The organism is Corynebacterium sp. LaCa117 (assembly GCF_046717765.1).
Taxonomy (GTDB): Bacteria; Actinomycetota; Actinomycetes; order Mycobacteriales; family Mycobacteriaceae; genus Corynebacterium; species Corynebacterium kefirresidentii.
In genome coordinates this window covers 1,051,501-1,073,407 of sequence record NZ_CP177102.1, presented here as the reverse complement: position 1 = coordinate 1,073,407, position 21,907 = coordinate 1,051,501, and the positions used below count along the sequence as shown (strand labels likewise).

The window sequence follows — 21,907 nt, the reverse complement described above, 5'->3', positions numbered from 1 at the left end:
AGACTCCACGTCCAAAAAGTCATTGGACTCCTAGCCCAAAAAGTTACTGGACTCCGTGTCCAAAAAGTCCATGGACATAACAGCTTTAGGCTATAGTCCTCATCCCTGGGGCTGACTAGACTGGCGGGCATGCAACACGAGTTCTTTGAGGTTGATGTTTTTGCCACGGGTGCCTTTAACGGCAATGCCTTGGCGGTGATTACGGGCGCCGATGGACTAAGTAGCGAGCAGATGCAGGCAATCGCGAACTGGACTAACTTTTCTGAAACCACCTTCTTGCTCGAGCCTCACGACGCCCGCGCGGACTACCGCGTGCGCATTTTCACCCCGTACGAAGAGTTTGATTTTGCCGGCCACCCCACGCTGGGTAGCGCTGCCGCGTGGCGGGCGCTGGGCAATAGCCCGCAGTCGGAGGGAACTATCGTCCAAGAATGCGGCGTGGGCTTGGTAACCGTCCGCCAAGAGGGCGAAGTCTTTTCCTTTGCTACCCCGCCGCTGCGCCGCGAAGAACCGCTGAGCTCGGCGGAGCTAGAGGAGGCCTGCGCTGGGTTGGGGCTAGATAGCGCGGATATTGTGGACCATGGCTGGGTGGACAATGGCCCGGGCTGGCGCCTGCTTCAATTGCGCGATGCCGCGGCGGTGCGCGCGGTGAAGCCCCAGGTTGAGCGCCCCAAGGTCGGTGTTGTGGGCCTTAATCCCAACGCCGCAAAGGGCGAGTCGGCCTATGAGGTTCGGGCCTTTACCACGCAATTCGAAGACCCAGTCACCGGTTCTTTCAATGGCGGCGCCGCGCAGTTTATGCGCTCGCGAAACCTGGTGCCAACGCGTTATACCGCAACACAAGGCAGCCAGATAGGCCGAGCGGGCGAAGTATTTATCAACGATGACGGCACGGATATCTGGGTAGGCGGGCGCGCCCATATTCGCGTGCGCGGAACACTGGAGGTTTAAATGCAGCTACACCACGATTTTGCCCAACGCCTTCCCCACTTGGTTCGCCCTACCGAGGGCGAAGAGCAGCCGAACCCAGAGATGGTCATCCTAAACGAGGAACTGGCCAGGCAGTTGGGCTTTGACCCGGACTGGCTGCGCTCCTCCGAGGGAATCGAGTTCCTCACGGGTCGCGCGGGCGGACACGCCATGGCCTATTCTGGCTTCCAATTCGGTGCGTTTAATCCGCAGATGGGAGACGGCCGCGCCATGCTTTTAGGCGAGGTGGAAAATGACGGCCAGCTGTGGGATCTCCATGCCAAGGGAACTGGGCTGACCCCCTTTTCCCGCCCAGGCTCTGATGGCCGCGGAACGCTTTCTTCCATGCTGCGCGAATACCTAGTTTCCGAAGCCATGCATGCCTTGGGCGTGCCCACCACCCGAGCACTAGCGGTAATCTCCACCGGCCGGCCCATCCAGCGCGGCCACGTACAGCCCGCCGGAATTGTGGTGCGCGTGGCTGCGAGCCATATCCGGGTGGGCACCTTCCACCTAGCCGCGCAGACGGATTACACACGTCAGCTGGCCGACTACGCCATCGCCCGCCATTATCCCGGTTGCGACTACCGGGACTTTTTCCTCCAGCTGATGGATGCACAAATTCGCACTGTATCCCAGTGGATGCGCTTAGGCTTCATCCATGGCGTGATGAATACGGATAACACCACCATCTCCGGCGAGACGATTGACTATGGACCGTGTGCCTTCATGGAGTCCTATTCCCCGAGCACGGTATTTTCCAGCATCGATACCCAAGGCCGCTATGCCTTTGGCAATCAACCCTCCATCCTGGGATGGAATCTAGCGCGCTTGGCGGAGTCCCTCCTGCCGCTCTTTGACTTGGATTTGAATAAGGCCATGGATTTTGCTCAAGAGACAATAAATGGCTTTGCAGATCGCTTCGAGGCCCAGCGCAAGGCAGACATGGTAGCAGCATTGGATGCCTCTCCAGACATCGTCTCTGCTTATTCCGCCGCCATGCAACTCAACGGCCCAGATATTACGCTGGCCCACCGCGCTCTGGCCGACGCCGCCGCGGGCCACCCCACCCCCGCCCGTGAGCTTTTGCCCGAGGGAGACTTTTTGGATGAGTACCTAGCGTCCTCGCCCGATCCATCCCGCGTTAATAGCGCGATGCCGCGGGTTATCCCGCGCAACCTCGCGGTGGAAGCTGCCCTTAACGCTGCAGAACGCGGGGACATGAGCCCCTATCAAGAACTCCTCCACGCGGTAACCCACCCGTGGGAGCCCAACCCCTCATTCGAATCGCCGGACCCTAATGGTCTGGAGGGATACCTCACCTACTGCGGCACCTAGCTCCTGTCCACCAGGCCCAGACCGAATAACCCCCTGTACCGTCTCATTGCGGTACAGGGGGTTGTCTAGGAAGAAGCTGATTCTAGCGGTCTAGCTTCAGGGTCTTCTGGGTGTACTCCCACATCTCGTCATAGAGCTTCTGATCATTGCGCAGCTTAATGCCATAAGACGGAACCATCTCACGGATCTTATCTGCCCAATCAATCATGTGCTCGCCGAAGCAACGCTCTAGCAGCTCCAGCATCACGGCCGGGGTAATGGATGCGCCCGGGGATGCACCGAGCAGGCCGGCAATATTGCCCTCCTGGTTATTAACCAGGGTGGTACCGAACTCGAGGGAGCCGAACTGCGGGGCACCTGCAGGCTTGATCACCTGGACGCGCTGGCCGGCGATGACGGTCTCCCAGTCGCTTTCCTTTGCCTCCGGGACGTACTCGCGCAGGGTCTCAACGCGGTCGGAGAAGTTCTTGCGTACCTCGTCTACCAAGTACTTGGTCAGGCCGAACTCCTGGACGGCAACGCCAAGGTAAGAAGTGATGTTATCCGGGCGAATGGACTTAAATAGGTCCAGGTAGCTGCCCTTCTTCAGGAACTTCGGGCTCCAGCCGCCGTAGGGGCCGAATAGCAGGCCCTTCTCGCCGTCGATAACGCGGGTATCCAGGTGCGGAACGGACATTGGCGGGGCACCCACAGCAGCCTTACCGTAGACCTTCGCCTGGTGCTGCTCGATAAGCTCCGGGTTCTTGGAACGCAGCCACAGACCGGATACTGGGAAGCCAGCGTAACCGGCAACTTCCTTCACCTTGGCCTTGCGCAGCAGGTCCAAGGCATAACCGCCAGCACCCACGAAGACGAACTTAGCCTTGACTACCGTGATGTCCCCGGTGTGCTTGTTCTTGGAATAGACCTTCCAGGAAGAGCCATCGCGCTTGATGTCGATGACCTCATGGCCGTAGCGGATCTCGGTGCCGGAGGCCTTAGCCGCGGTCAGGAACTGCTTGGTCAGCGCGCCGAAGTTAACGTCAGTGCCGGCATCGGTCCAAGAGATGGCTACCTTATTGGAGAAATCACGGCCCTGCGCCATCAGCGGCAGCTTCTCCGCAAAGACAGAATCATCAGCGGAGAACTGCATGCCTGGGAACATGTGCTTCTCGCTCAAAACGTCATAGCGACGCTTGAGGTAGTCAACCTGGATTTCGCCCTGTGCGAAGGACACGTGCGGAACTGGGTTAATAAATTCGCTCGGGTCGGTCAGAATACCGTTGTTGAGCTGGTGAGACCAGAACTGGCGAGACTTCTGGAACTTCTCATTAATCCCCAGAGCCTTGGAAATATCAATGCGACCATTCTTCTCCGGGGTGTAGTTCAGCTCGCACAGTGCGGAGTGGCCGGTACCGGCGTTATTCCACGGGGAGGAGGACTCCAATGCGGGGCCGTCGAGACGCTCAAAGACCATCTGGGTCCAGCTAGGCTCCAGCTCGCGGAGCATTGCGCCCAAGGTGGCGCTCATGATGCCGGCACCAATAAGTGCTACGTCGACCTCGTCTACAACCTGTGCTGTCTTCTTAGCGGAGGACACTCTGTTATTACCTCTTCAAATTGAAAATAGATATCCATCGGCGCGGTCTACGCCTTGACTTATAGCGCTTAGCGCCCCGCGCCACCATCGTTGCACTAAGACAACCTGGCAGTGCGTCACGCATTAAGGCCTTACTCTACGCTTTTCTTATCCAATTTGGGATTTCTCCCCCAGACCAGTGGCAAAAATGTGGGAATTTCCGCCCCCACTATCTACACCCCAACACCAGCACCATAAATCCTTTATTACACCTAGAATCGAGGCATGGTTACACACTCCCCGGTATGGGGCCCGGACAAACTCGGCCCCGACTATGAAGCTGCCACCATTGACTTAGGCGTAGACCCCGACGGCGAGGGCAACGTGGCCACCACGCTGGTGCACTACGCGCCGCAGCAGGCGGACGATGCGGCATGCGAACCATCCGCCGCCTCATCGCGCCCGGCTTTGGTGTGGCTACACGGTATGACCGACTACTTCTTCCACACCCACGTAGCCGAGCACTTTGCCGCCCAAGGTTATGACTTTTACGCTGTCGATCTGCGCAAGTGTGGTCGCTCGCGCCGCTCCGGCCAGTCATGGCACTATGTATCGGACTTGGCGCTCTACTTTGTTGACCTCACCGCCGCACTCGATGCCATCCCTAATGATGAGGTTATCTTCATCGCTCACTCCACCGGTGGCCTCATCGCCCCGCTATGGATGGATCATCTGCGCCGAACCGATCACGAACGCCACCAGCGCTTGAAGGGGCTCATCCTCAATAGCCCGTGGCTCGACATGATGGGCGTGCCCGGCCAGGTTCTTACCCCGCTCAAACCGCTGTTGTACGCACTTGGCCGCATCACCCCCAGAACTCCCCTGCCCGGTGGCAACTTCACCGCCTACGGCGAGTCTGTTCACCAAGATTTCTACGGCGAGTGGGATTTTGACCTCCGCTTTAAGCCACTGGCTGGCCATAAGAAGTATGTTGGCTGGCTAGCCGCAGTATTCCATGGCTTTGATGCCATCCATAGCGGTCGTATCGATGCGGGCGTGCCAATTTTGACGCTGCAGTCCACTCGCACTCAACTGGGCCAGCCCTATTCCGATAGCGCGAACCACGCGGATGTCATCATCGACGTTGCCCAAACGCGCCGCTGGGCAAAGGAACTAAGCGCCCACTACACGTTGCACCCCATCAAGGGCGCTAGGCACGATGTTTTTCTATCCCTTCCGGATCCGCTGCAAGAGGCCTTCAACGCCTGCGATGAGTGGTTGCCCACCGTCTTAGATTCCGCTAAACCCGTCCAGTAATTTAACCCCCATATATAAGGAATAAACGTGACTTCTTCACACCAGACCCACACGCCCGCGGCCGAGGAACATTTTGACCTCATCATCATCGGCACCGGCTCCGGAAACTCCATCCCTAGCCCGGAGTTTGATGACCAAAAGATCGCCATCATTGAAAAGGGTACTTTTGGCGGTACCTGCCTCAACGTGGGCTGCATTCCCACTAAAATGTATGTCTATGCCGCCGATATCGCCCTAGCCGCGCGCGAGGCCGGCAGGCTCGGCCTAGATGCTCAGGTCAATAGCGTGGACTGGGATTCCATCGTGGACCGCGTCTTCACCAACCGCATCGACCAGATTGCCAAGGGCGGCGAGAAGTACCGCCGCGGTGAGGAAACCCCAAATATCACCGTATTTGACGAGCACGCCCGCTTTATTGGCCCGAAGACTATTCAGACCGGCGGACATGTCGTCACTGGCGAGCAAATCGTCATCGCTGCCGGCTCCCGCCCGGTCATTCCAGAGGTCTATGCCAAGTCTGGCGTGAAGTACTATACGAACGAAGACATCATGCGCATGGACCATCAGCCACAAAGCCTCATTGTCGTGGGCGGTGGCTATATCGCCATGGAGTTTGCCCACGTCTTTGACGGGCTCGGCACCAAGGTGACGGTAGTCAATCGCTCCGAGACTCTGCTCCGCCACCTTGATGATGATCTATCCAATCGCTTCAATCAGATTGCTCGCGAGCGCTTCGACGTCCGCATTGCCAACGGCACCAAGCTCGAGGAGACCGACAAGGGAGTGCGGTTGAAGCTAGATGATGGAACCTCTATTGAGGCTGAGGCCATTCTGGTTGCCACTGGGCGCACCCCCAATGGCGATCAGATGGATGTGGATAAGGCAGGCATTGAGCTACTTGCCGACGGCCGCGTAAAAACCGATGAGTTCGGCCGCACCACTGCCGACGGCGTATGGGCGCTTGGCGACGTCTCTTCGCCGTACATGCTCAAGCACGTAGCCAATGCCGAGATGCGCTCCGTACAGCACAACCTGCTGCACCCAGAAGACCTCCGCCCGCTCCCCCACGACAATGTCCCTGCCGCCGTCTTTACCCACCCGCAGATCGCAACGGTGGGCCTAACCGAAAAGCAGGCGCGCGAGGAAGGCTTCGATATCACCGTCAAGGTGCAGAACTTTGGCGATGTTGCCTACGGCTGGGCCATGGAAGATAACACCGGTATATGCAAGCTAGTAGCAGACCGCGCTACCGGGCAGCTTCTCGGCGCTCACTTGATGGGACCGCAGGCTTCTACCCTCATCCAGCAATTGATTACCGCGATGGCCTACTCGTTGGACATGCGGGAGTTCACCCGCAACCAATATTGGATTCACCCCGCGCTACCAGAAGTAGTGGAAAACGCCCTTTTGGGACTGGAGTGGCAAAAGTAAATTGTTACGTGACCTTTCTCACATATACCCAGTTTCCTCCCAGCTTTCAGGGTATATTCCCATTTCACGCCAAGGAAGTCACATTCGTGACTGCAGGAAATTCACCACCATTTAGGGGCACACGTTAATTTAATGGATGAAATTCCGGTCTTTGACGTGCAAAAGGACAAGAGTTTTACTAGATTCACTGGGGACACCGGCTCGAGCCGATACGAACACGGCTACCGCGTGTTTCTGGATGTTCCCTTTACATTCAATAACACTTTGGTTTCCCAGTGTGGAAGCCTTGCAAGTACGACTTTTAAGGAATTTTGATATGCGTATCCGCAATGCAGCTATCGCTGGCGCAACCGCTCTCGCCGTTGCCTTCGGCGGCACCACCGTTGCTTCCGCCGACGTTAACCAGAACGGCAACACTGTCCCAGTAGAGCAGGCAGGTCCTTCCAAGACTGGCGCAGGCCAGAAGGAAGACCAGACCCCTGAGGACTACACCCCTTCCCTGTCCTCCAAGATCGGCAACAAGCTCGAGGGCGACCAGGCAGCTAACGCCGTTGGCATCTTCGGTTCTTCCAAGGACTTCTCCGGCCAGCCAGCATGGGCAAAGGTCTTCTACGGTGCTACCGTTCTAGCAGGCGTTGGCGCCCTGCTGGGCGGCATCATCGGCCCTGTATACAACTTCTTCGTACACGGCCCTTCCTTCTAAGCAACAGCCACACGGCTCAATCAAAACTTCCGAAAGGTAATTTTCACAATGCGTAACTTCCGCACCGCAGCCGTTGCTGCTGCAACCGCTGTCACCGTAGCTTTCGGCGGCACCGCCGTTGCTTCTGCAGAGACCTCCTCCACCAACGAGAACACCACCTCCTCCTCTTCCTCCAGCTCCCTCACCCAGCTGGGCAAGGAGTGGGGCGCATGGACCCCAGGCAAGGACGGCAAGCCTGTCGTAACTCCTGACAACCAGGTCACCGGCGAGGACATGTTCGGCAAGGAAACCTCCGAAAACATCCCGGAGTGGGCTTCCAACTGGAAGAAGGGTGCTACCGCACTGGGCATCACCTCCATTGTCGGCGCGATCATTGGCGCTTACAACTACGCTGTTTACAACGGCATCGTCCCGCAGCACATCCTGGACCCAATCTTCCGCCGCTAATTATTAGCCGCAGATTGGCTCTAGATAGCTAGGGCTTGCAGGGGCCCCGTTTTAGAACGGGGCCCCTTTGCTATGCGCAGCTACGTGCTAAGTCCTGATGCTTTGCGCGGGACGTCGCCACGCAAAGTGTGCAAAAGGCCGCCTCCACTTCCCCGCTTGGGCTGTGGAGGCGGCCTTGGCTTTTAGTCTCTAGTCTTCATCTGGGATGGTGAGGATTTCGTTGCCATCCTCGGTAATGACAAGGGTGTGCTCAAACTGGGCGGTGAACTTGCCGTCCGTGTTTTGGACAGTCCAGTCATCGTCCCAGATCTCGTAATCCAGAGAACCAAGATTAATCATCGGCTCAACAGTCAGGGTCATGCCAGGCTCAAGGATGTCGCGGTAGACGGTCGAGTCATGGTGCAGGACAACCAGGCCATTGTGGAAGGTTGGGCCGACGCCGTGGCCGGTGAAATCGCGCACGACGTTGTAGCCGAAGCGCTTGGCATAAGACTCAATCACGCGACCAATGACATTGATCTCGCGGCCAGGCTTTGCGGCCTTGATGCCGCGCATGGTGGCCTCCTTGGTGCGCTCTACCAGCAAGCGATGTTCCTCGGAGACGTTACCGGCGAGGAAGGTGGCGTTATTATCGCCGTGGACGCCATTCTTATAAGCGGTGATATCGATATTGACGATGTCGCCGTCCTCAATCACGGTGGTATCCGGGATGCCGTGGCAAACAATCTCATTGAGGGAGACGCAGCTGGACTTGGGGAAGCCGCGGTAGCCTAGCGTAGACGGGTAAGCGCCGTGGTCGCACATGTACTCGTGCGCTACGCGGTCCACGTAATCAGTGGTTACGCCCGGCTGCACGGCCTTTCCAGCCTCTTTGAGGGCGTTGGCTGCAATCTTGCAGGCCTCACGCATCTTCTCAATGACCTCTGGGGACTGGACGTAGGGCTCGCCTACGGCCTCCTGCACCTCGTCCTTCCACACATACTCGGGGCGCTCGATGCTCTCCGGCACGGTGAGGATCGGAGTGGGCTTGCCTGGCTTTAGCTTTCCTCGATTACTCATGGTTTCCCATGGTAGTCCTCTGCACCCATAATGCAGCAGCCGGGGTCATAAGCTAGGGCCGTAGCTTCAGCTCCGAGTCTAGGTCTACCCTTCGGCCGGCGGAGCCGCACCCTCGTGCGGTCCGGACCGGTAGTCATCGACCTTCTGCAAGAAGTTGCTAGTGATATTGACCGAGACATCAGAGCCGCCGCCCAAAACCACGAGGGTGGCAAAGGCAATATCATCTTCTTCCCGGTAGCCGGTAAACCAGGCGTGCGAGCCTTCATTGATTTCCGCCTCACCGGTCTTGCCATAAATGGTGCCGCCAGCAGCCATGCTGCGCGCGGTACCGCTGGTGACCACTTGGCGCATCATGGCACGGACATTGTCCAGCACGGGCTTGGGAATCTGCTGCGGTTTATCGGATGCTTTGGTCTTGTGCCCCTCGATAAGCGTCGGTGTAGGCGTCTTGCCGTTGGCAACCGTGGCAGAAACAAGGGCCATGCCAAAAGGACTTGCCAAGTCGTAGCCCTGACCATATCCGGATTCAGTGCGTTCCAATGGCTCCTTTCCGTCTGGAATAGAGCCAGTGATGGTCGTCAACCCGGGGATGTCATACTCAACGCCGAAGCCAAACTTCTTGCCCATATCTTTCAACTCACCAGGCTTGAGCTTGGTGGAGATATCCGCAAAGGTGGTGTTACAGGACTGCGCGAAGGCTTGGCTGAGCGGAACACTGCCCAAAGAAAAAGAATTGTAGTTGGTCACTACGCGGCCATAGATATCCATAGTGCCCGGGCAGGGAACGATGGTATCGGTATTTAGGCCCTGTTTGTCCACGCCAGCTGCGGCAGTGAGAATTTTAAAAACAGAACCAGGCGGGTACTGCCCCTGTAGGGCGACGTCGCCGTCCTCATCAGCCTTCTCGGTTTGCGCTACGGCCAAAATATCGCCATTGGAAGGTCGGATGGCTACGAGCATTGCCTGCGAATCGGCACGCTCGTTTACAGCTTCTTGCGCGGCGCGCTGCACGTCGTAATCCAGACCAACCTTGATCGATGGCGCAGCATTGGGATCATGCTTTTCGACGTCCGATAGCGCCGCACCATTCTCATTGACCACGGAGATGGACCAGCCAGTTTGACCATCGACCTCGTCTTGGACCGCAGAGCGCACGCGCGACATGAGATCGGGCGCGAGACCACGGTCGCGGGTAACCAAGGCTGGCTCCTCGTTGAGGCGCACGCCGTCCATGCCCTCCACTTTGGGACGCACAGCCTTGGCTTGATCTTCTGTGAACATAGTTACGGAGAAAGAACCGTCTGCATCCTCCAATTTCTTGGCCAAATCCTTGGCATCAATCTCTGCAATTGAATCATCCTGGCGATGGGCGGCTGCCAACGCGCCGCTAATCTTTGCCGCGGTAGGGCGCACATCCTCTAAGGAGCTGGTATCTACCACCAGACGATAGTTCAGCCCTGGGCGCATCAATTCCACTCCATTGGAAGAGACCACGCTGGCACGCTTTGCCTCCAATGCGCGCAGTTCCAAGTGCTGGTTTGCGCCCAAGTCTGGGTGGATTAGGCTCGGCTTCCAGCGCACCGTCCACTCATCCTCAGTCTTGGTAAGCGTCATCTGCGTGTCATAGCTCAAGGTACGTTCCTTGGGCAGATCCCAGGTGACCTTGTAGTTCGCCGTAGCGAGGTTCTCGTCTTGATCGACACCTTCTAGCTCAATATCGAGCCCCTCGGCCTGCAGGCCGGAGTAGGTGGCGTCCAGGGCTGCGGTGGCGTCAGAGGGGGCATCGGTAAGCGCGGCCAAGCCGTCGTTATTGCGGGATTCCATCCCTTCGAGGAATTCCTCCGCCACCGGTTCTGCAGATACCGGCTTCGGGGTACAAGCAACCACGCTGGTGGAAGCGAGCGTGATAGTTGCAACCAGCGCGACCAACTTCTTCATGCCTTGGCACTCTAGCAGCGCACGAACCAAAAAAGACTGCCCCACACCGAAGTGCGGGGCAGTCTACTTAATGTGGGTGGATTACTGGGTTACACGAACCTCAGCCTTAGCGCCTTCCACGGCCTCCATGCCCTGCTCATCGGCAATGCGCATGGCCTCTTCAATGAGGGTTTCCACAATCTTGTCTTCCGGCACGGTGCGAACAACCTCGCCCTTGACAAAGATCTGGCCCTTACCATTGCCGGAGGCAACGCCTAGGTCGGCATCGCGTGCCTCGCCCGGACCGTTGACAACGCAACCCATAACGGCAACGCGCAGCGGGAACTCCATGCCGTCCAAGCCGGCGGTGACTTCCTCAGCCAGCTTGTAGACGTCCACTTGAGCGCGGCCGCAGGAAGGGCAGGACACGATCTCCAGCTTGCGCGGGCGCAGGTTGAGCGACTGCAGGATCTGGTCGCCCACCTTAATTTCCTCTACAGGCGGCGCGGACAAGGACACGCGAATGGTATCGCCGATGCCCTCTGCCAGCAGCGCACCGAAGGCGACCGAGGACTTGATGGTTCCCATGAACTTCGGGCCTGCCTCGGTCACGCCGAGGTGCAGCGGATAGTCAGTCTTTTCCGCCAGCTGGCGGTACGCCTCCACCATCAGGACAGGGTCGGAGTGCTTGACGGAAATAGCGATATCGCCGTAACCATGCTCCTCAAACAGGCTAGCCTCCCAAATGGCGGACTCCACGAGTGCCTCTGGGGTGGCCTTGCCGTACTTTTCCAGCAGGCGCTTGTCCAAAGAACCACCATTAACGCCGATGCGGATAGGAATGCCGGCATCGCCTGCAGCCTTAGCAACTTCCTTCACGCGGCCGTCGAACTCGCGGATATTGCCCGGGTTAACGCGGATGGCGGCACAGCCGGCATCGATGGCTTGGAAGATGTACTTAGGCTGGAAGTGGATATCCGCAATCACCGGGATGGGAGACTTCTTAGCAATGGCCGGAAGTGCTTCCGCATCGATGGGCTTAGGACAAGCCACACGCACGATATCGCAGCCGGAAGCGGTCAGCTGCGCAATCTGCTGCAGTGTGCCATTGATGTCGTGCGTCTTCGTATTGGTCATCGACTGCACCGAAATTGGTGAGTCAGAGCCGACACCGACCGGGCCCACCTGCAACTGCCGAGTCTTACGGCGCGGGTGCAGTACTGGTGGCGGGCCGTCTGGGATTCCTAGACCGATGGGGGTCGACATGAATTCTCCTTGTTGAAGCACAGAAATATATAAGGTGGGTGATTAACGCCCCCACTCTAGCACTGCTTGCTTTATGCCTGAAGTGCACGCAGCGGGGACACGGCTGCTAACCAAATAACCGGATAGGGTTGACCACATCGGCGACGATAACGATGACGCCGACGCCCATCAGCAGTGCGGCCATCACATAGGTCACCGGCATCAACTTGGTGTAATCGGCCGGGCCCAAGGCCGGCTTGCCCGCAAGCTTACGGATGCCATCGCGCAGCTTTTCATAGATGATGACGGCGATATGCCCGCCGTCGAAAGGCGGCAGCGGAACTAGGTTAAATAGAGCGAGGAAGAAGTTCAGCGTTGCCAGCATCATAAAGAACATCGACCACAGGGAACGCTCCGCCAATTCGCCACCCACGCGGGAAGCACCGACAACGGACATGGGGCCATCAGCCTCGCGTTCCTGGCCAAAGATAGAGGCCACCACACCCGGAATTTTGCCGGGGAACTGCTTGAGGCCATCTACCGTTGCCTCCAGCGAGTAGGTACTAAACCGCCACGTTGCTGGTAGCGCGTCAACAGGGCCGTGCTTTTCGACGACGTCGATAAGCTGATTGCTCAACCCGATAGAGCCGGCATCTATAAGTTCTCCGTCTTTGTTAAGCCGCTTAACGGTATCCAGGTGGACTGGGATGTCTTTATCTTTTCCATCGCGCTCAACTGTCAGCGTGATGGTGTCACCAGGACGCTGCATTACTTCATCGCGCAGCTGAGTAAAAGAATCTATCTTCTGGCCCTCGAAGGCGACGATGATATCGCCCTCCCGCACACCGGCCTTTCCGGCGGGGCCTGGACCCGTACACTTTTCCAGCTCTTGGTTCGGCTTCTGATTGGCCGAGCAGGTCACCTCGCCTACGCGGGGGCGCACATCAGCATCCGGGTTGGGCAGGCCAGCCGTCATAGCCACAAAATACAAAATAATGAAGCCCAAAATCAGGTTGACGACAATACCGCCGGCCATCACAATAATGCGCTGCCACCATGGCTTTTTATACATGGCGTGGGGTTCTTCTTCCTCGGTGAGGAATTCATCCTGGGCAGTCATTCCGGCGATATCGCAAAAGCCGCCCACAGGGAAGGCCGCCAGCCCGTATTCAGTGTGCCCCTTCCGGAAGGAAAATATGCGCGGACCAAAGCCGATAAAGTAGCGGCGCACGCGCATACCAAAGGCACGCGCGCTAAGCATATGGCCTGCTTCATGCAGCGCTACGGTGAGCCCAATGCCGAGGGCGAAAAACACAATGCCCAGCAAATTTGCCATGGTGTGAAAGCTTTCTAGTCAGCCAGCGAATCAATCAGCGCATTCGCGCGCCTGCGCGCCTCGCCTTCTACTGCGAGGATTTCATCGAGGCTAGAGACTACACCAGCAAACTCAGAAGCGGAATCAAGGACCTTGCCCACTACGTCCACGATTTCTGGAAAATGGATACGCCCGGATAAAAATGCGGCCGCCGCTTCCTCATTGGCGGCGTTATAAATGACCCCCGTTCCCTCGGCCGCGGCGCGGCGGGCGAGGTCTACTGCAGGAAAGGCGGCATCGTCAAGCGGCTCAAAGCGCCACTCATGCGCCTGCGCAAAATCCAAGGAAGGCTGCGCACCCGGCACGCGGTGCGGCCAATTCAGCGCCAGCGAAATCGGCAGCTTCATCGAAGGCGGCGAAACTTGGGCGATGGTGCAGCCATCTTTGAAAGTAGCCATAGAGTGAATAATGGACTGTGGATGCACGGTGACATCGATACGCTCAGGGTCGATGTCAAAGAGCAGCGTCGCCTCAATGAGCTCCAGACCTTTATTGATGAGCGTTGCTGAATTGAGGGTATTCATCTGGCCCATCGACCACGTGGGATGCTGCGCCGCCTGCTCTGGGGTCACGTCCCACATCTCTTCGCGCGACCAACCACGGAAGGGACCGCCTGAGGCGGTAAGAACAAGCTTGTCCAGCTCCCCTTCCTCGCCGGCGCGCAGACACTGCGCCATGGCGGAATGTTCCGAATCGACGGGAATGATTTGACCAGGGCGCGCCGCCTGGGTGACGAGCGCGCCACCGGCGACGAGAGATTCCTTATTGGCCAAGGCCAAGTACTCTCCCATTTCGAGTGTCGCCAGGGTGGCTTTAAGGCCGAGGGATCCCACTAGAGCATTGAGCACAGTATCGGCCGGAGTCGAACGCACTAGGTTCTCTGCAGCATCGGCGCCACTTAATACCGAACCGCCTAAGGCAGCGGAAACCTCGGCAGCGGCTTCCTCTTTAGCCACTGCAACGTGGTCAAACGAAAGGTTGAGGCGACGGGCCTGATCGATGATGAGCTGCGGGTTGGAGCCGCCCGCCGCAATTCCCACTACGTCGAATTTATCGGGATTATCCGCAATGACTTCCAAAGCCTGCGTGCCGATTGAACCGGTGGAACCAAGAATGAGTATTCGCTGTGTAGTCACGCTTCTACCCTAGCGCCCCATCATCACTGGGCGGGCACGGCAGGTGACCGGCATTGCGACGGGGGTGTTTAATCGCCATCTTAGGTGCGATGATTTAGAATGTGTAGCAGACAAATGGCATTGGTGTGCCCGCACGCCCATCGCGCAGACGGGCATACGCAGAAGCGAAGGAGAGCAAGTGTCTTCCCACAAGCCGGTACCACAGGTATATGACGGTGTTTCCACTGAGGACGTCCCATCCGCCGGATTCGGCTGGTCCCGCATCAGCCGCTCGGGCGTGCAGATCGCCGGTTGGATTTCCGTTCTCTTCTTGATCGCCTACCACTTTGGTAATCACAAGGGCCACGTTGAGTCTGTCTGGCTCGTCGTACTGACTGTCCTGCTGGTAATCGGCCTGCTCATTCACGCTTTCCAGCCTAAGCTGCACCAGGTGCGCACCGTGACCGCCCGCAACCAGCCGGTGGGCCACCAGGAGCCGGAATGGGCATATGATCAAAAGACCAACACCGGTGCGTACGCCGAGCTGAGCGATTCCCAGCTGCGCGCGCTGAATATTGAGCCTTCCCGCGTTTCTCACCTGCGCGTTGAGCCAGGCACCAACAACGCCACCCCGGTTTCCTCCGGCAAGCACACGCTCTAAGCTTTCAGCACACTTTAGCTACCGCCGCCCTTCCCCGCGAAGGTCGGCGGTTTCTTTTTGCCTCCGCTTGACGACGTCTCTGGCACTCCCCCTCACCCAGCGCTCACTCTGCTGGGTGCCGCCCTGCCCACACCCACCCTTAGCAGGAGCGCGGTGTGGGCGATACTTGCTAAGAAGCGCCCTAGTTTTAAGACACCCAGTGGCCCACCTTGGCGTAGATCTCGGGCATAGTGCTATCCACACGCTTGCCACTGACCCGCAGGGCGAGGACATAACACGCAACAGGCACGGCTATGACGAGTACAAACCCCAGCGCGACCAGCACCATGTTCGAGCCGTAGCCGATAGCCATTGGGATGACGCCTGGGATGATGGGCGTCCAGCCAATAAACAAACTCAAAATAGCGCTTAAGAAGGCGCTAGCCGAGTAGCCGGATTTATCCGCCCACATATTTCCGCCAGGCCGCGCGGTGGCAAAGGGATTAAAGGTGGTGAGCAGCAAGGACAATCCGGCGGAAGAAATGAAGATTCCGAGGGCAGTAACCGCCAAACAGGCAGTGCGAGTTTTATCCGCACTGAATGCAAAAAGCAGCATCGCCGTGAGCACAAAAATTATGGCGGATAGCGTCACGTGCGCCCAGTGCCGCGCGTAGAGCAGCGTGCGCGGGCGAACTGGGGCGGCCATCTTTACCCACAGGCTTGGACCGTCATAACCAAAATCATTGGTGGCGACGATTCCGCCTATCAGCCCGAGGAATAACAAACCTACTGACGATAAATCGGAGTCAGTAGCAAAGCCCTGGATAATCAAGACGACTGCCAGAATTGGCTGCATGATAATGCTGCCAATAAGGCGGGAGTCACGAAAAATATAGCGCAGCGAGCGCGTAAATTCCATGGCAGCAGGGCTGCTATAGGAAAAGGAACCAAGGGAAAAGCGGCTTATCCCCTTGGACTTCTCACGGTGATTGCGTGCCGACGGGGAAACCGTACGGTGCTCGAATTGCCGCCGCAACAACCAATGCCACGCCCACACAGCTACGCCCAGCGTCACTACGGCGATGAGAAATTGTGCGCAGGCTTTCACTAGCTCGCCTTGAGCAAGCGCAAGCGCCCACCCCACCGGTGCTCCAACAGGCGTCCACGCTAATCCTTCACCTACAGTTCCCAACGGAAAGTCAGAGCCCGCGAGAGAAGAAAGTTTAGTAGAGCCAAAGATAAGGACGAACACCGCCACCGAACCCAAGGCCTTAAGCTTCGTGGAACTAAGCTCCGCGACAGTTGACCCGACATGAACCGCGAGATCCACCAGCACCAGCGTCAGCACAAGGGCGAAAAGCATTCCTAGACAGAAAGGCAAGATGAACAATGCTTTCCCGTTTGCCGCCAGGATCACGCTTCCGGCCACCGCATAAGCAATGGACAGCAAGACTGAGACCGGGGCACGCAGATTAAGCACCGAGGCGATAGCGAGTGCCGGTGTGATGTCTTTTAGCCGCAGCGAAAACGCGGAAAGCTCGCGGGCAGATAGCTGGTTCTCGCCGCTGGGCATGATGAGGGTGATAACGATGAAAGCCAGCGTGCCAAGACCAGGGGCCACGGTGAGGGCTAGCAGGTTCCCAGTTCCAATGGAGATATCTGCCGCAGCAAGAGCGGCGAGCGATGCTAGCCCGATGAGTCCATAGAGCAAAAGGCAGATCGGGATCATAACCGCTGCAGCATTCGCTTTTAGGCTTCGCACCCACAGCGTGCGGTGCAGCTTGAGAAGCGTCGAAGTCATTGCGTCTACAACTCCCCTTCTTCGCGCTGCGTTGTGCCGCCTTCGCTGCGCAACCACTCGAAAGAGTCTGCATCAAATTCACTTCCGCCGGCGAAGTGGATGAAGGCATCCGTCAGGCTGCCGCCTTGGCGCACTTCTTCCACGTGGCCGGCGGAGAGCACCTGGCCACCGGCGATGATGGCTACGTGATCGCATAAGCCTTCCACTAATTGCATAACGTGTGAAGACAGGATTACTGTGCCTCCGCGGGCGACATAGGCGCGCAGAATCTCTTGAATAAGCTGCCCCGAAACGGGATCCACTGCCTCTAGGGGCTCATCTAGTATCACGACCTCTGGGTTATGCAGGAGCGCGCCCGCCAGAAGTATCTTTTTAGTCATGCCGGCGGAGTAGTCCGCGATGGGTTTATCGGCGGCGTCGGCAAGCTGCAAGGCATCCAAAAGCTGTGCGCTGCGGTGCTCGACTTCGGCTTGATTCATGCGGCGCAGTGCGCCGAGATAGAACAAGTACTCTGGGCCCGATAAACGGTCGAAGACCGGAGCGCCATCAACAAGCAGGCCCATGGCCGCCTTGGCTGGCAGCGGATCCTGCCAGGTATTGTGCCCGGCGATAAAGGCCTCGCCGCTATCTGGGCGCAGCAGGCCACACGCCATGGTCAACATGGTGGTTTTGCCCGCGCCATTGGGGCCAACTATGCCATAAATAGAGCCCCGCGGGATGTCGAGGCTCAAATTCGACACCGCGGGGCGTCCAGCGAAAATTTTGTGCAGACCGCGCACGGCAAAGGCCTGCGTGGTCGGATCATCTGCAAGTGGCGGATAATTCGGAACAATCATGTCCGCCAATCTTATCAGTTAGGCAGACTTATCTTCCCGCTCATCCGCTGCGAGCTGACCACAAGCCGCCGCAATTTCATCGCCCTTTGTATCACGCACCGTGCAGGGAACGCCTTGGGCTTGCACGCGACGCACGAACTCGTCCTGGCGGTCCTGCGGGGCCGCATCCCACTCCGAGCCCGGCGTGGGGTTCAGCGGAATGACATTAACGTGGACCTTGGAGCCCAACTTCTGGTGCAACTTGCGCCCCAGCATATCGGCGCGGAAATCCTGGTCATTCTTATCGCGAATCAGGGCGTACTCAATGGACACACGGCGGGCTGACTTATCCGCATAGTAGCGCGCAGCATCCAACACCTCATCAACAGACCACCGGTTATTGACCGGCACTAAACCGTCACGCAGCTCATCGTCCGGAGTGTGCAAGGAAACGGCCAGAGTGCAGGCCAATTCTTCGTCCGCAAGCTTGCGAATTGCCGGAGCCAAGCCCACGGTGGAGACGGTCACGTTGCGTTGAGAAAGGCCAAAACCCGTCCCATCCTGGCCAGTAATCTGACGTACGGCCTGGACCACGCGCTTATAGTTGGCCAGCGGCTCACCCATGCCCATGAATACCACGTTGGACAAACGTCCACCTTCTGCAGCCATGGCGGCCGCAGCGTGGCGGAATTGCTCGACAATCTCACCCGTAGACAAGTTACGATCAAGGCCGCCCTGGCCAGTAGCGCAGAACGGGCAGGCCATGCCGCACCCTGCCTGGGAAGAAATACACAAAGTAGCGCGACCTGGGTAGCGCATCAGCACTGATTCCAGTAGCGTGCCATCGTGCAATCGCCACAGGGACTTAGTGGTCTCGCCGTCGTCCGTGGAGGTGGTCCGGATGGGTTTCATCAGCTCAGGGAAGAAGGCTTCCTTGACTGCTTCGCGCTTGCCGGCGGGGATATCGGTCATATCCTCGACGTTGTCGGTGTAGTGCTCGTAATAGTGCTTAGCCAGCTGCTTCGCACGGAATTTAGGCAGGCCAATTTCTGCGAGCTTGTCAATACGCTCGTCTTCGGTCAGGTCCGCGAAATGCTTCGGGGGAAGCCCGCGGCGCGGGGCGGAAAAGTTAAGTTTCACTGGTTGAGCCATAATATTGCCCATCTTTCCACGGTCTGCGTGGGATTTTCCAATTGAAGGCCGCGCCAAGTGGCATAATCGACAGGATTAAAGAAATAATGGATGCATGACAAATCCAAATTATCCTGCAGATGATTTTTCTTCTTCCGACGCAGACCTCTCCTCGGCGGAGCTGAACGCTTCTGCACCGGAGACTAGTTCTGACCTAGAACCAGCCGTTTCTGACTCTACTTCTCACTCCACCCAGCCCTCCGGCAAGGCGAAGGGATCTTTCGCGGCCAGCACATGGATGGCGCTTATCGTAGGATTCCTGCTACTGATTGTCCTCATTGTGTTCATCATGCAAAACCAGCACGAGGTTCCCATGAACTTCCTGGGCTGGTCCGGCGAGTTCCCCGCCGGAATTGCTTTCCTCATTTTTGCTATCGGCGGCGCACTCATCATGGCGCTAGTCGGTGGCTGGCGCATGTTTGAGTTGCGTCGCCAGCTGCGCAAGCAAGCGCAGCAGGTATAAATCTATATAAAATCCGCCTCTCCCCTGTTCTGCCGTCATTTTCGGGCAGCTTATACCGGAGAGGCGGCTTTTGTTTGTCTGATGTTCCTATGGTGTAAACGTAGACAGGAAGCTAATCGCTACCCAGGTGACCATGGCAGAAGGTAGCATGCCATCCAAACGGTCCATGAGGCCGCCGTGGCCAGGAAGCAAGGCCGACATATCCTTAATACCTAGCTCACGCTTAAATTGGGATTCCACCAAATCGCCCAAGGTGGCACAGATAACTAGACCGAGCCCCATCAGGCCACCCACCCAGGCATCATGATGGAGCAGGAATTTCACCGTAAGTGCACCGGTCACCACGCCGAAGATGATGGACCCGCAAAACCCCTCCCAGGACTTTTTCGGGCTTACTGCGGGGGCCATTGGGTGGGAGCCAAACATCACGCCCGCGACATATCCGCCGGTATCGGAAGCCACAACGCACAGCATAAAGACGACGATGGAGGCAGCCCCACTGGAAAATGGAGTCGACACTAGCGACAACATAGCTGCGAAGGTGGCAAAAAGCGGAATCCACGTCAGCACAAAAATACCGACGGACATATCACGCAGGTAGTTGATAGGCGGACGATGACGACCGTTATGGAAAAGGCGGCCAAACATAAGTGCCAGCACCGCAGTGACATAGACCGCTACCAGGCCCGGCGCACCCAGGGGCCATGAGATCCACACCATGGCTTGGCCCAGAATGATAAGCAGCGTACGCGGAACATAGTAGGAATGCTCCCGCAGGCGGCTGAGAACCTCCCACATGGCAACGCCTACTGCAAGCGCTACGACCGCATACCAAGCCAGCGGACCGGCCCACACGGCAAGCACCACAAGAGCGCCGAGCCCCACGCCAACACCGATAGCGGCCGGCAAGTCGCGGCCTGCACCATTCTTTGGCTGTGGCAATCGGCGGTTTATGGCGTCACTCACCGTGACCGGCTCCTTTCGCTGTCTTGTGTGATTCCCCGGCTAACTTGCTCAGTTCCGCCAGCTCTGCCCCGTTTGTGGGAGCGGCGGGCCTTGGAACAGAAAAAGCGCCGCCGGCCGGGGAGACAGGCACGGCGGCAACAAAGCGGAGGTCCTAGACCTCCATCAGCTCGTTTTCCTTATTCTCTACCAAGCTGTCTACCTGCTCGATGTAGCCGGAGGTAATCTTTTCCATTTCCTTTTCTGCTGCGATGACTTCGTCCTCGCCGGCGTCGCCGTCCTTTTGCAGCTTCTTCAACTGCTCCATGGCTTTACGGCGGATATTACGGATAGCGATCTTGCCATCCTCACCCTTGCTCTTAGCCAGCTTCACCATTTCTTTACGGCGTTCCTCGGTCAACTGCGGAACAGTCACGCGCAGAACCTGACCATCATTGGTGGGATTGACGCCCAAATCCGAGTTGCGGATGGAATTTTCAATCTCATGGATCATGGACTGCTCATAAGGCTTGATGAGCAGCATGCGCGGCTCTGGTACGGAGATGGTAGCCATTTGGGTAATCGGGGTGGGAACACCGTAGTATTCGGCTACCAAGCCGTTGAACATGGCGGGGTTCGCGCGGCCGGTACGAATGGTCACCAGCTGCTCGCGGGTGTGCTCGACGGAAGCGGTCATGTGCTCTTCTGCTTCGAGCTGAATCTCATCGATCATGAGGCTAAATCATCCTTAAACGAATAGGGGTGGCTGTATAAAAAGGTAGCAGGTTCGCAGCCGCTACAGTATTAGGACTGCACCAGCGTGCCGATAACTTCACCGCCAGCTGCGCGGGCAATATTGCCCTCCTCCAGCAGGTTAAAGACCAAAATCGGCATATCATTGTCCATGCACAGGCTAAAGGCCGTTGCATCTGCCACCTTTAGGCCCTTTTCAATGACCTCACGCGGGGTAATTTCGGAGTACAGCTCTGCATCCGGATTGGTGCGCGGGTCATCCGAGTAGACGCCGTCGACTGCCTTAGCCAGGAACAGAACCTCGGCGCCAATTTCCAAGGCGCGCTGCGCAGCGGTGGTATCCGTGGAGAAGTACGGCATACCCATGCCAGCGCCGAAGATAACTACGCGGCCCTTTTCTAAATGGCGGTCCGCACGCAGCGGCAGGTACGGCTCAGCAATCTGCGCCATGTTGATGGAGGTCTGTACGCGGCAATCAACACCTTGTTGCTTGAGGAAATCCTGCAGAGCGAGGGAATTCATTACCGTGCCGAGCATGCCCATGTAATCCGAGCGTGCCCGGTCCATACCGCGCTGGGATAGCTCCGCGCCGCGGAAGAAGTTTCCGCCGCCAATCACCACTGCAATCTCGATTCCTTGGCGGGAGACCTCGGCGATTTGGCGGGCAACGTTTTCGACCACATCCGGATCGATACCGACCTTGCCACCGCCGAACATCTCACCACCCAGCTTCAGCATTACTCGCTTATATCCGGTTCGCTTAATATCTGCAGCAGTCACGCCTACTTCGTCTCCTTAACGCGGGGCAGTTTCAATCTCCGCCCCATC

The 21,907-nt window shown here is 57.7% G+C and carries 20 protein-coding genes; 8 read left to right on the top strand and 12 right to left on the bottom strand.

Features of this window, described 5'->3' with window-relative positions; genetic code table 11:
• The first annotated feature begins 129 nt into the window (after window positions 1-129).
• Both ACLI1L_RS05360 and ACLI1L_RS05355 read left to right on the top strand, forming a co-directional pair.
• Window positions 130-951 carry a PhzF family phenazine biosynthesis protein gene (locus tag ACLI1L_RS05360; RefSeq protein ID WP_411708253.1) on the top strand — a complete coding sequence of 274 codons (822 nt, stop codon included), beginning with the start codon at window positions 130-132 and terminating at the stop codon, window positions 949-951.
• Complete coding sequence (locus ACLI1L_RS05355) at window positions 952-2,307, top strand: protein adenylyltransferase SelO (RefSeq protein WP_411708252.1); 1,356 nt, start codon at window positions 952-954, stop codon at window positions 2,305-2,307.
• An 82-nt stretch (window positions 2,308-2,389) separates the two neighbouring features.
• On the opposite strand, the gene mqo is transcribed toward ACLI1L_RS05355, so the two are convergent.
• Window positions 2,390-3,886: a malate dehydrogenase (quinone) gene (gene mqo / locus ACLI1L_RS05350; RefSeq protein ID WP_086587486.1), complete on the bottom strand. Its 1,497-nt coding sequence runs from the start codon at window positions 3,884-3,886 to the stop codon at window positions 2,390-2,392.
• Window positions 3,887-4,150: 264 nt separating this feature from the next.
• Between mqo and ACLI1L_RS05345 the strand changes: the two genes are divergently transcribed.
• The 4 genes from ACLI1L_RS05345 to ACLI1L_RS05330 all read left to right on the top strand — a co-directional run bounded on the left by ACLI1L_RS05345 (window position 4,151) and on the right by ACLI1L_RS05330 (window position 7,763).
• Window positions 4,151-5,182, top strand: a complete 1,032-nt coding sequence (locus tag ACLI1L_RS05345) for an alpha/beta hydrolase (RefSeq protein WP_086587485.1) — start codon at window positions 4,151-4,153, stop codon at window positions 5,180-5,182.
• A gap of 27 nt (window positions 5,183-5,209) precedes the next feature.
• Window positions 5,210-6,613: a mycothione reductase gene (gene mtr / locus ACLI1L_RS05340; protein ID WP_086587484.1), complete on the top strand. Its 1,404-nt coding sequence runs from the start codon at window positions 5,210-5,212 to the stop codon at window positions 6,611-6,613.
• A 316-nt stretch (window positions 6,614-6,929) separates the two neighbouring features.
• Complete coding sequence (locus tag ACLI1L_RS05335; RefSeq protein WP_086587482.1) at window positions 6,930-7,316, top strand: hypothetical protein; 387 nt, start codon at window positions 6,930-6,932, stop codon at window positions 7,314-7,316.
• 48 nt (window positions 7,317-7,364) lie between these two features.
• Window positions 7,365-7,763, top strand: a complete 399-nt coding sequence (locus ACLI1L_RS05330) for a hypothetical protein (protein ID WP_086587481.1) — start codon at window positions 7,365-7,367, stop codon at window positions 7,761-7,763.
• Window positions 7,764-7,952: 189 nt separating this feature from the next.
• Here the strand turns inward: ACLI1L_RS05330 and map are convergent, their stop codons facing one another.
• From map to dxr, 5 genes are all read right to left on the bottom strand, one after another.
• Window positions 7,953-8,822: a type I methionyl aminopeptidase gene (gene map, locus ACLI1L_RS05325; protein WP_005325202.1), complete on the bottom strand. Its 870-nt coding sequence runs from the start codon at window positions 8,820-8,822 to the stop codon at window positions 7,953-7,955.
• An 84-nt stretch (window positions 8,823-8,906) separates the two neighbouring features.
• Window positions 8,907-10,760 (bottom strand): penicillin-binding transpeptidase domain-containing protein, encoded by a 1,854-nt coding sequence (locus ACLI1L_RS05320; RefSeq protein WP_086587480.1) that lies wholly within the window; start codon window positions 10,758-10,760, stop codon window positions 8,907-8,909.
• Window positions 10,761-10,841: 81 nt separating this feature from the next.
• A complete protein-coding gene (gene ispG, locus ACLI1L_RS05315) occupies window positions 10,842-12,005 on the bottom strand; it encodes a flavodoxin-dependent (E)-4-hydroxy-3-methylbut-2-enyl-diphosphate synthase (RefSeq protein ID WP_086587479.1) in 1,164 nt (387 codons plus the stop codon).
• Window positions 12,006-12,111: 106 nt separating this feature from the next.
• Window positions 12,112-13,320, bottom strand: coding sequence for a M50 family metallopeptidase (locus tag ACLI1L_RS05310; RefSeq protein WP_411708251.1), 1,209 nt, complete (start codon window positions 13,318-13,320; stop codon window positions 12,112-12,114).
• Between the two features lie 14 nt (window positions 13,321-13,334).
• The gene (dxr, locus tag ACLI1L_RS05305; protein ID WP_086587477.1) at window positions 13,335-14,495 is read right to left on the bottom strand and encodes a 1-deoxy-D-xylulose-5-phosphate reductoisomerase; all 1,161 of its coding nucleotides are present in this window, start codon (window positions 14,493-14,495) and stop codon (window positions 13,335-13,337) included.
• A gap of 178 nt (window positions 14,496-14,673) precedes the next feature.
• Between dxr and ACLI1L_RS05300 the strand changes: the two genes are divergently transcribed.
• Window positions 14,674-15,135: a DUF2631 domain-containing protein gene (locus ACLI1L_RS05300; protein ID WP_086587476.1), complete on the top strand. Its 462-nt coding sequence runs from the start codon at window positions 14,674-14,676 to the stop codon at window positions 15,133-15,135.
• Between the two features lie 187 nt (window positions 15,136-15,322).
• On the opposite strand, the gene ACLI1L_RS05295 is transcribed toward ACLI1L_RS05300, so the two are convergent.
• Genes ACLI1L_RS05295 through rlmN form a run of 3 tightly spaced genes read right to left on the bottom strand, consistent with a single transcriptional unit; the run spans window position 15,323 to window position 18,894 of the window.
• Window positions 15,323-16,915, bottom strand: coding sequence for a hypothetical protein (locus ACLI1L_RS05295; protein WP_411708250.1), 1,593 nt, complete (start codon window positions 16,913-16,915; stop codon window positions 15,323-15,325).
• A gap of 5 nt (window positions 16,916-16,920) precedes the next feature.
• Window positions 16,921-17,751, bottom strand: coding sequence for an ABC transporter ATP-binding protein (locus ACLI1L_RS05290; protein WP_086587474.1), 831 nt, complete (start codon window positions 17,749-17,751; stop codon window positions 16,921-16,923).
• An 18-nt stretch (window positions 17,752-17,769) separates the two neighbouring features.
• On the bottom strand, window positions 17,770-18,894 hold the full coding sequence (rlmN, locus tag ACLI1L_RS05285) for a 23S rRNA (adenine(2503)-C(2))-methyltransferase RlmN (RefSeq protein WP_208612428.1): 1,125 nt from the start codon (window positions 18,892-18,894) through the stop codon (window positions 17,770-17,772).
• Between the two features lie 82 nt (window positions 18,895-18,976).
• On the opposite strand from rlmN, the gene ACLI1L_RS05280 reads away from it, so the two are divergent.
• Window positions 18,977-19,384, top strand: a complete 408-nt coding sequence (locus tag ACLI1L_RS05280) for a lipopolysaccharide assembly LapA domain-containing protein (protein ID WP_023021303.1) — start codon at window positions 18,977-18,979, stop codon at window positions 19,382-19,384.
• Window positions 19,385-19,471: 87 nt separating this feature from the next.
• On the opposite strand, the gene ACLI1L_RS05275 is transcribed toward ACLI1L_RS05280, so the two are convergent.
• The 3 genes from ACLI1L_RS05275 to pyrH form a co-directional block, all read right to left on the bottom strand.
• Entirely contained in the window at window positions 19,472-20,350 is an 879-nt protein-coding gene (locus tag ACLI1L_RS05275; protein WP_023021302.1) for a phosphatidate cytidylyltransferase, read from the bottom strand.
• Between the two features lie 151 nt (window positions 20,351-20,501).
• Complete coding sequence (gene frr, locus ACLI1L_RS05270; protein ID WP_023021301.1) at window positions 20,502-21,059, bottom strand: ribosome recycling factor; 558 nt, start codon at window positions 21,057-21,059, stop codon at window positions 20,502-20,504.
• A gap of 71 nt (window positions 21,060-21,130) precedes the next feature.
• Window positions 21,131-21,817, bottom strand: a complete 687-nt coding sequence (gene pyrH, locus ACLI1L_RS05265) for a UMP kinase (RefSeq protein WP_023027755.1) — start codon at window positions 21,815-21,817, stop codon at window positions 21,131-21,133.
• Window positions 21,818-21,907: the final 90 nt, after the last annotated feature.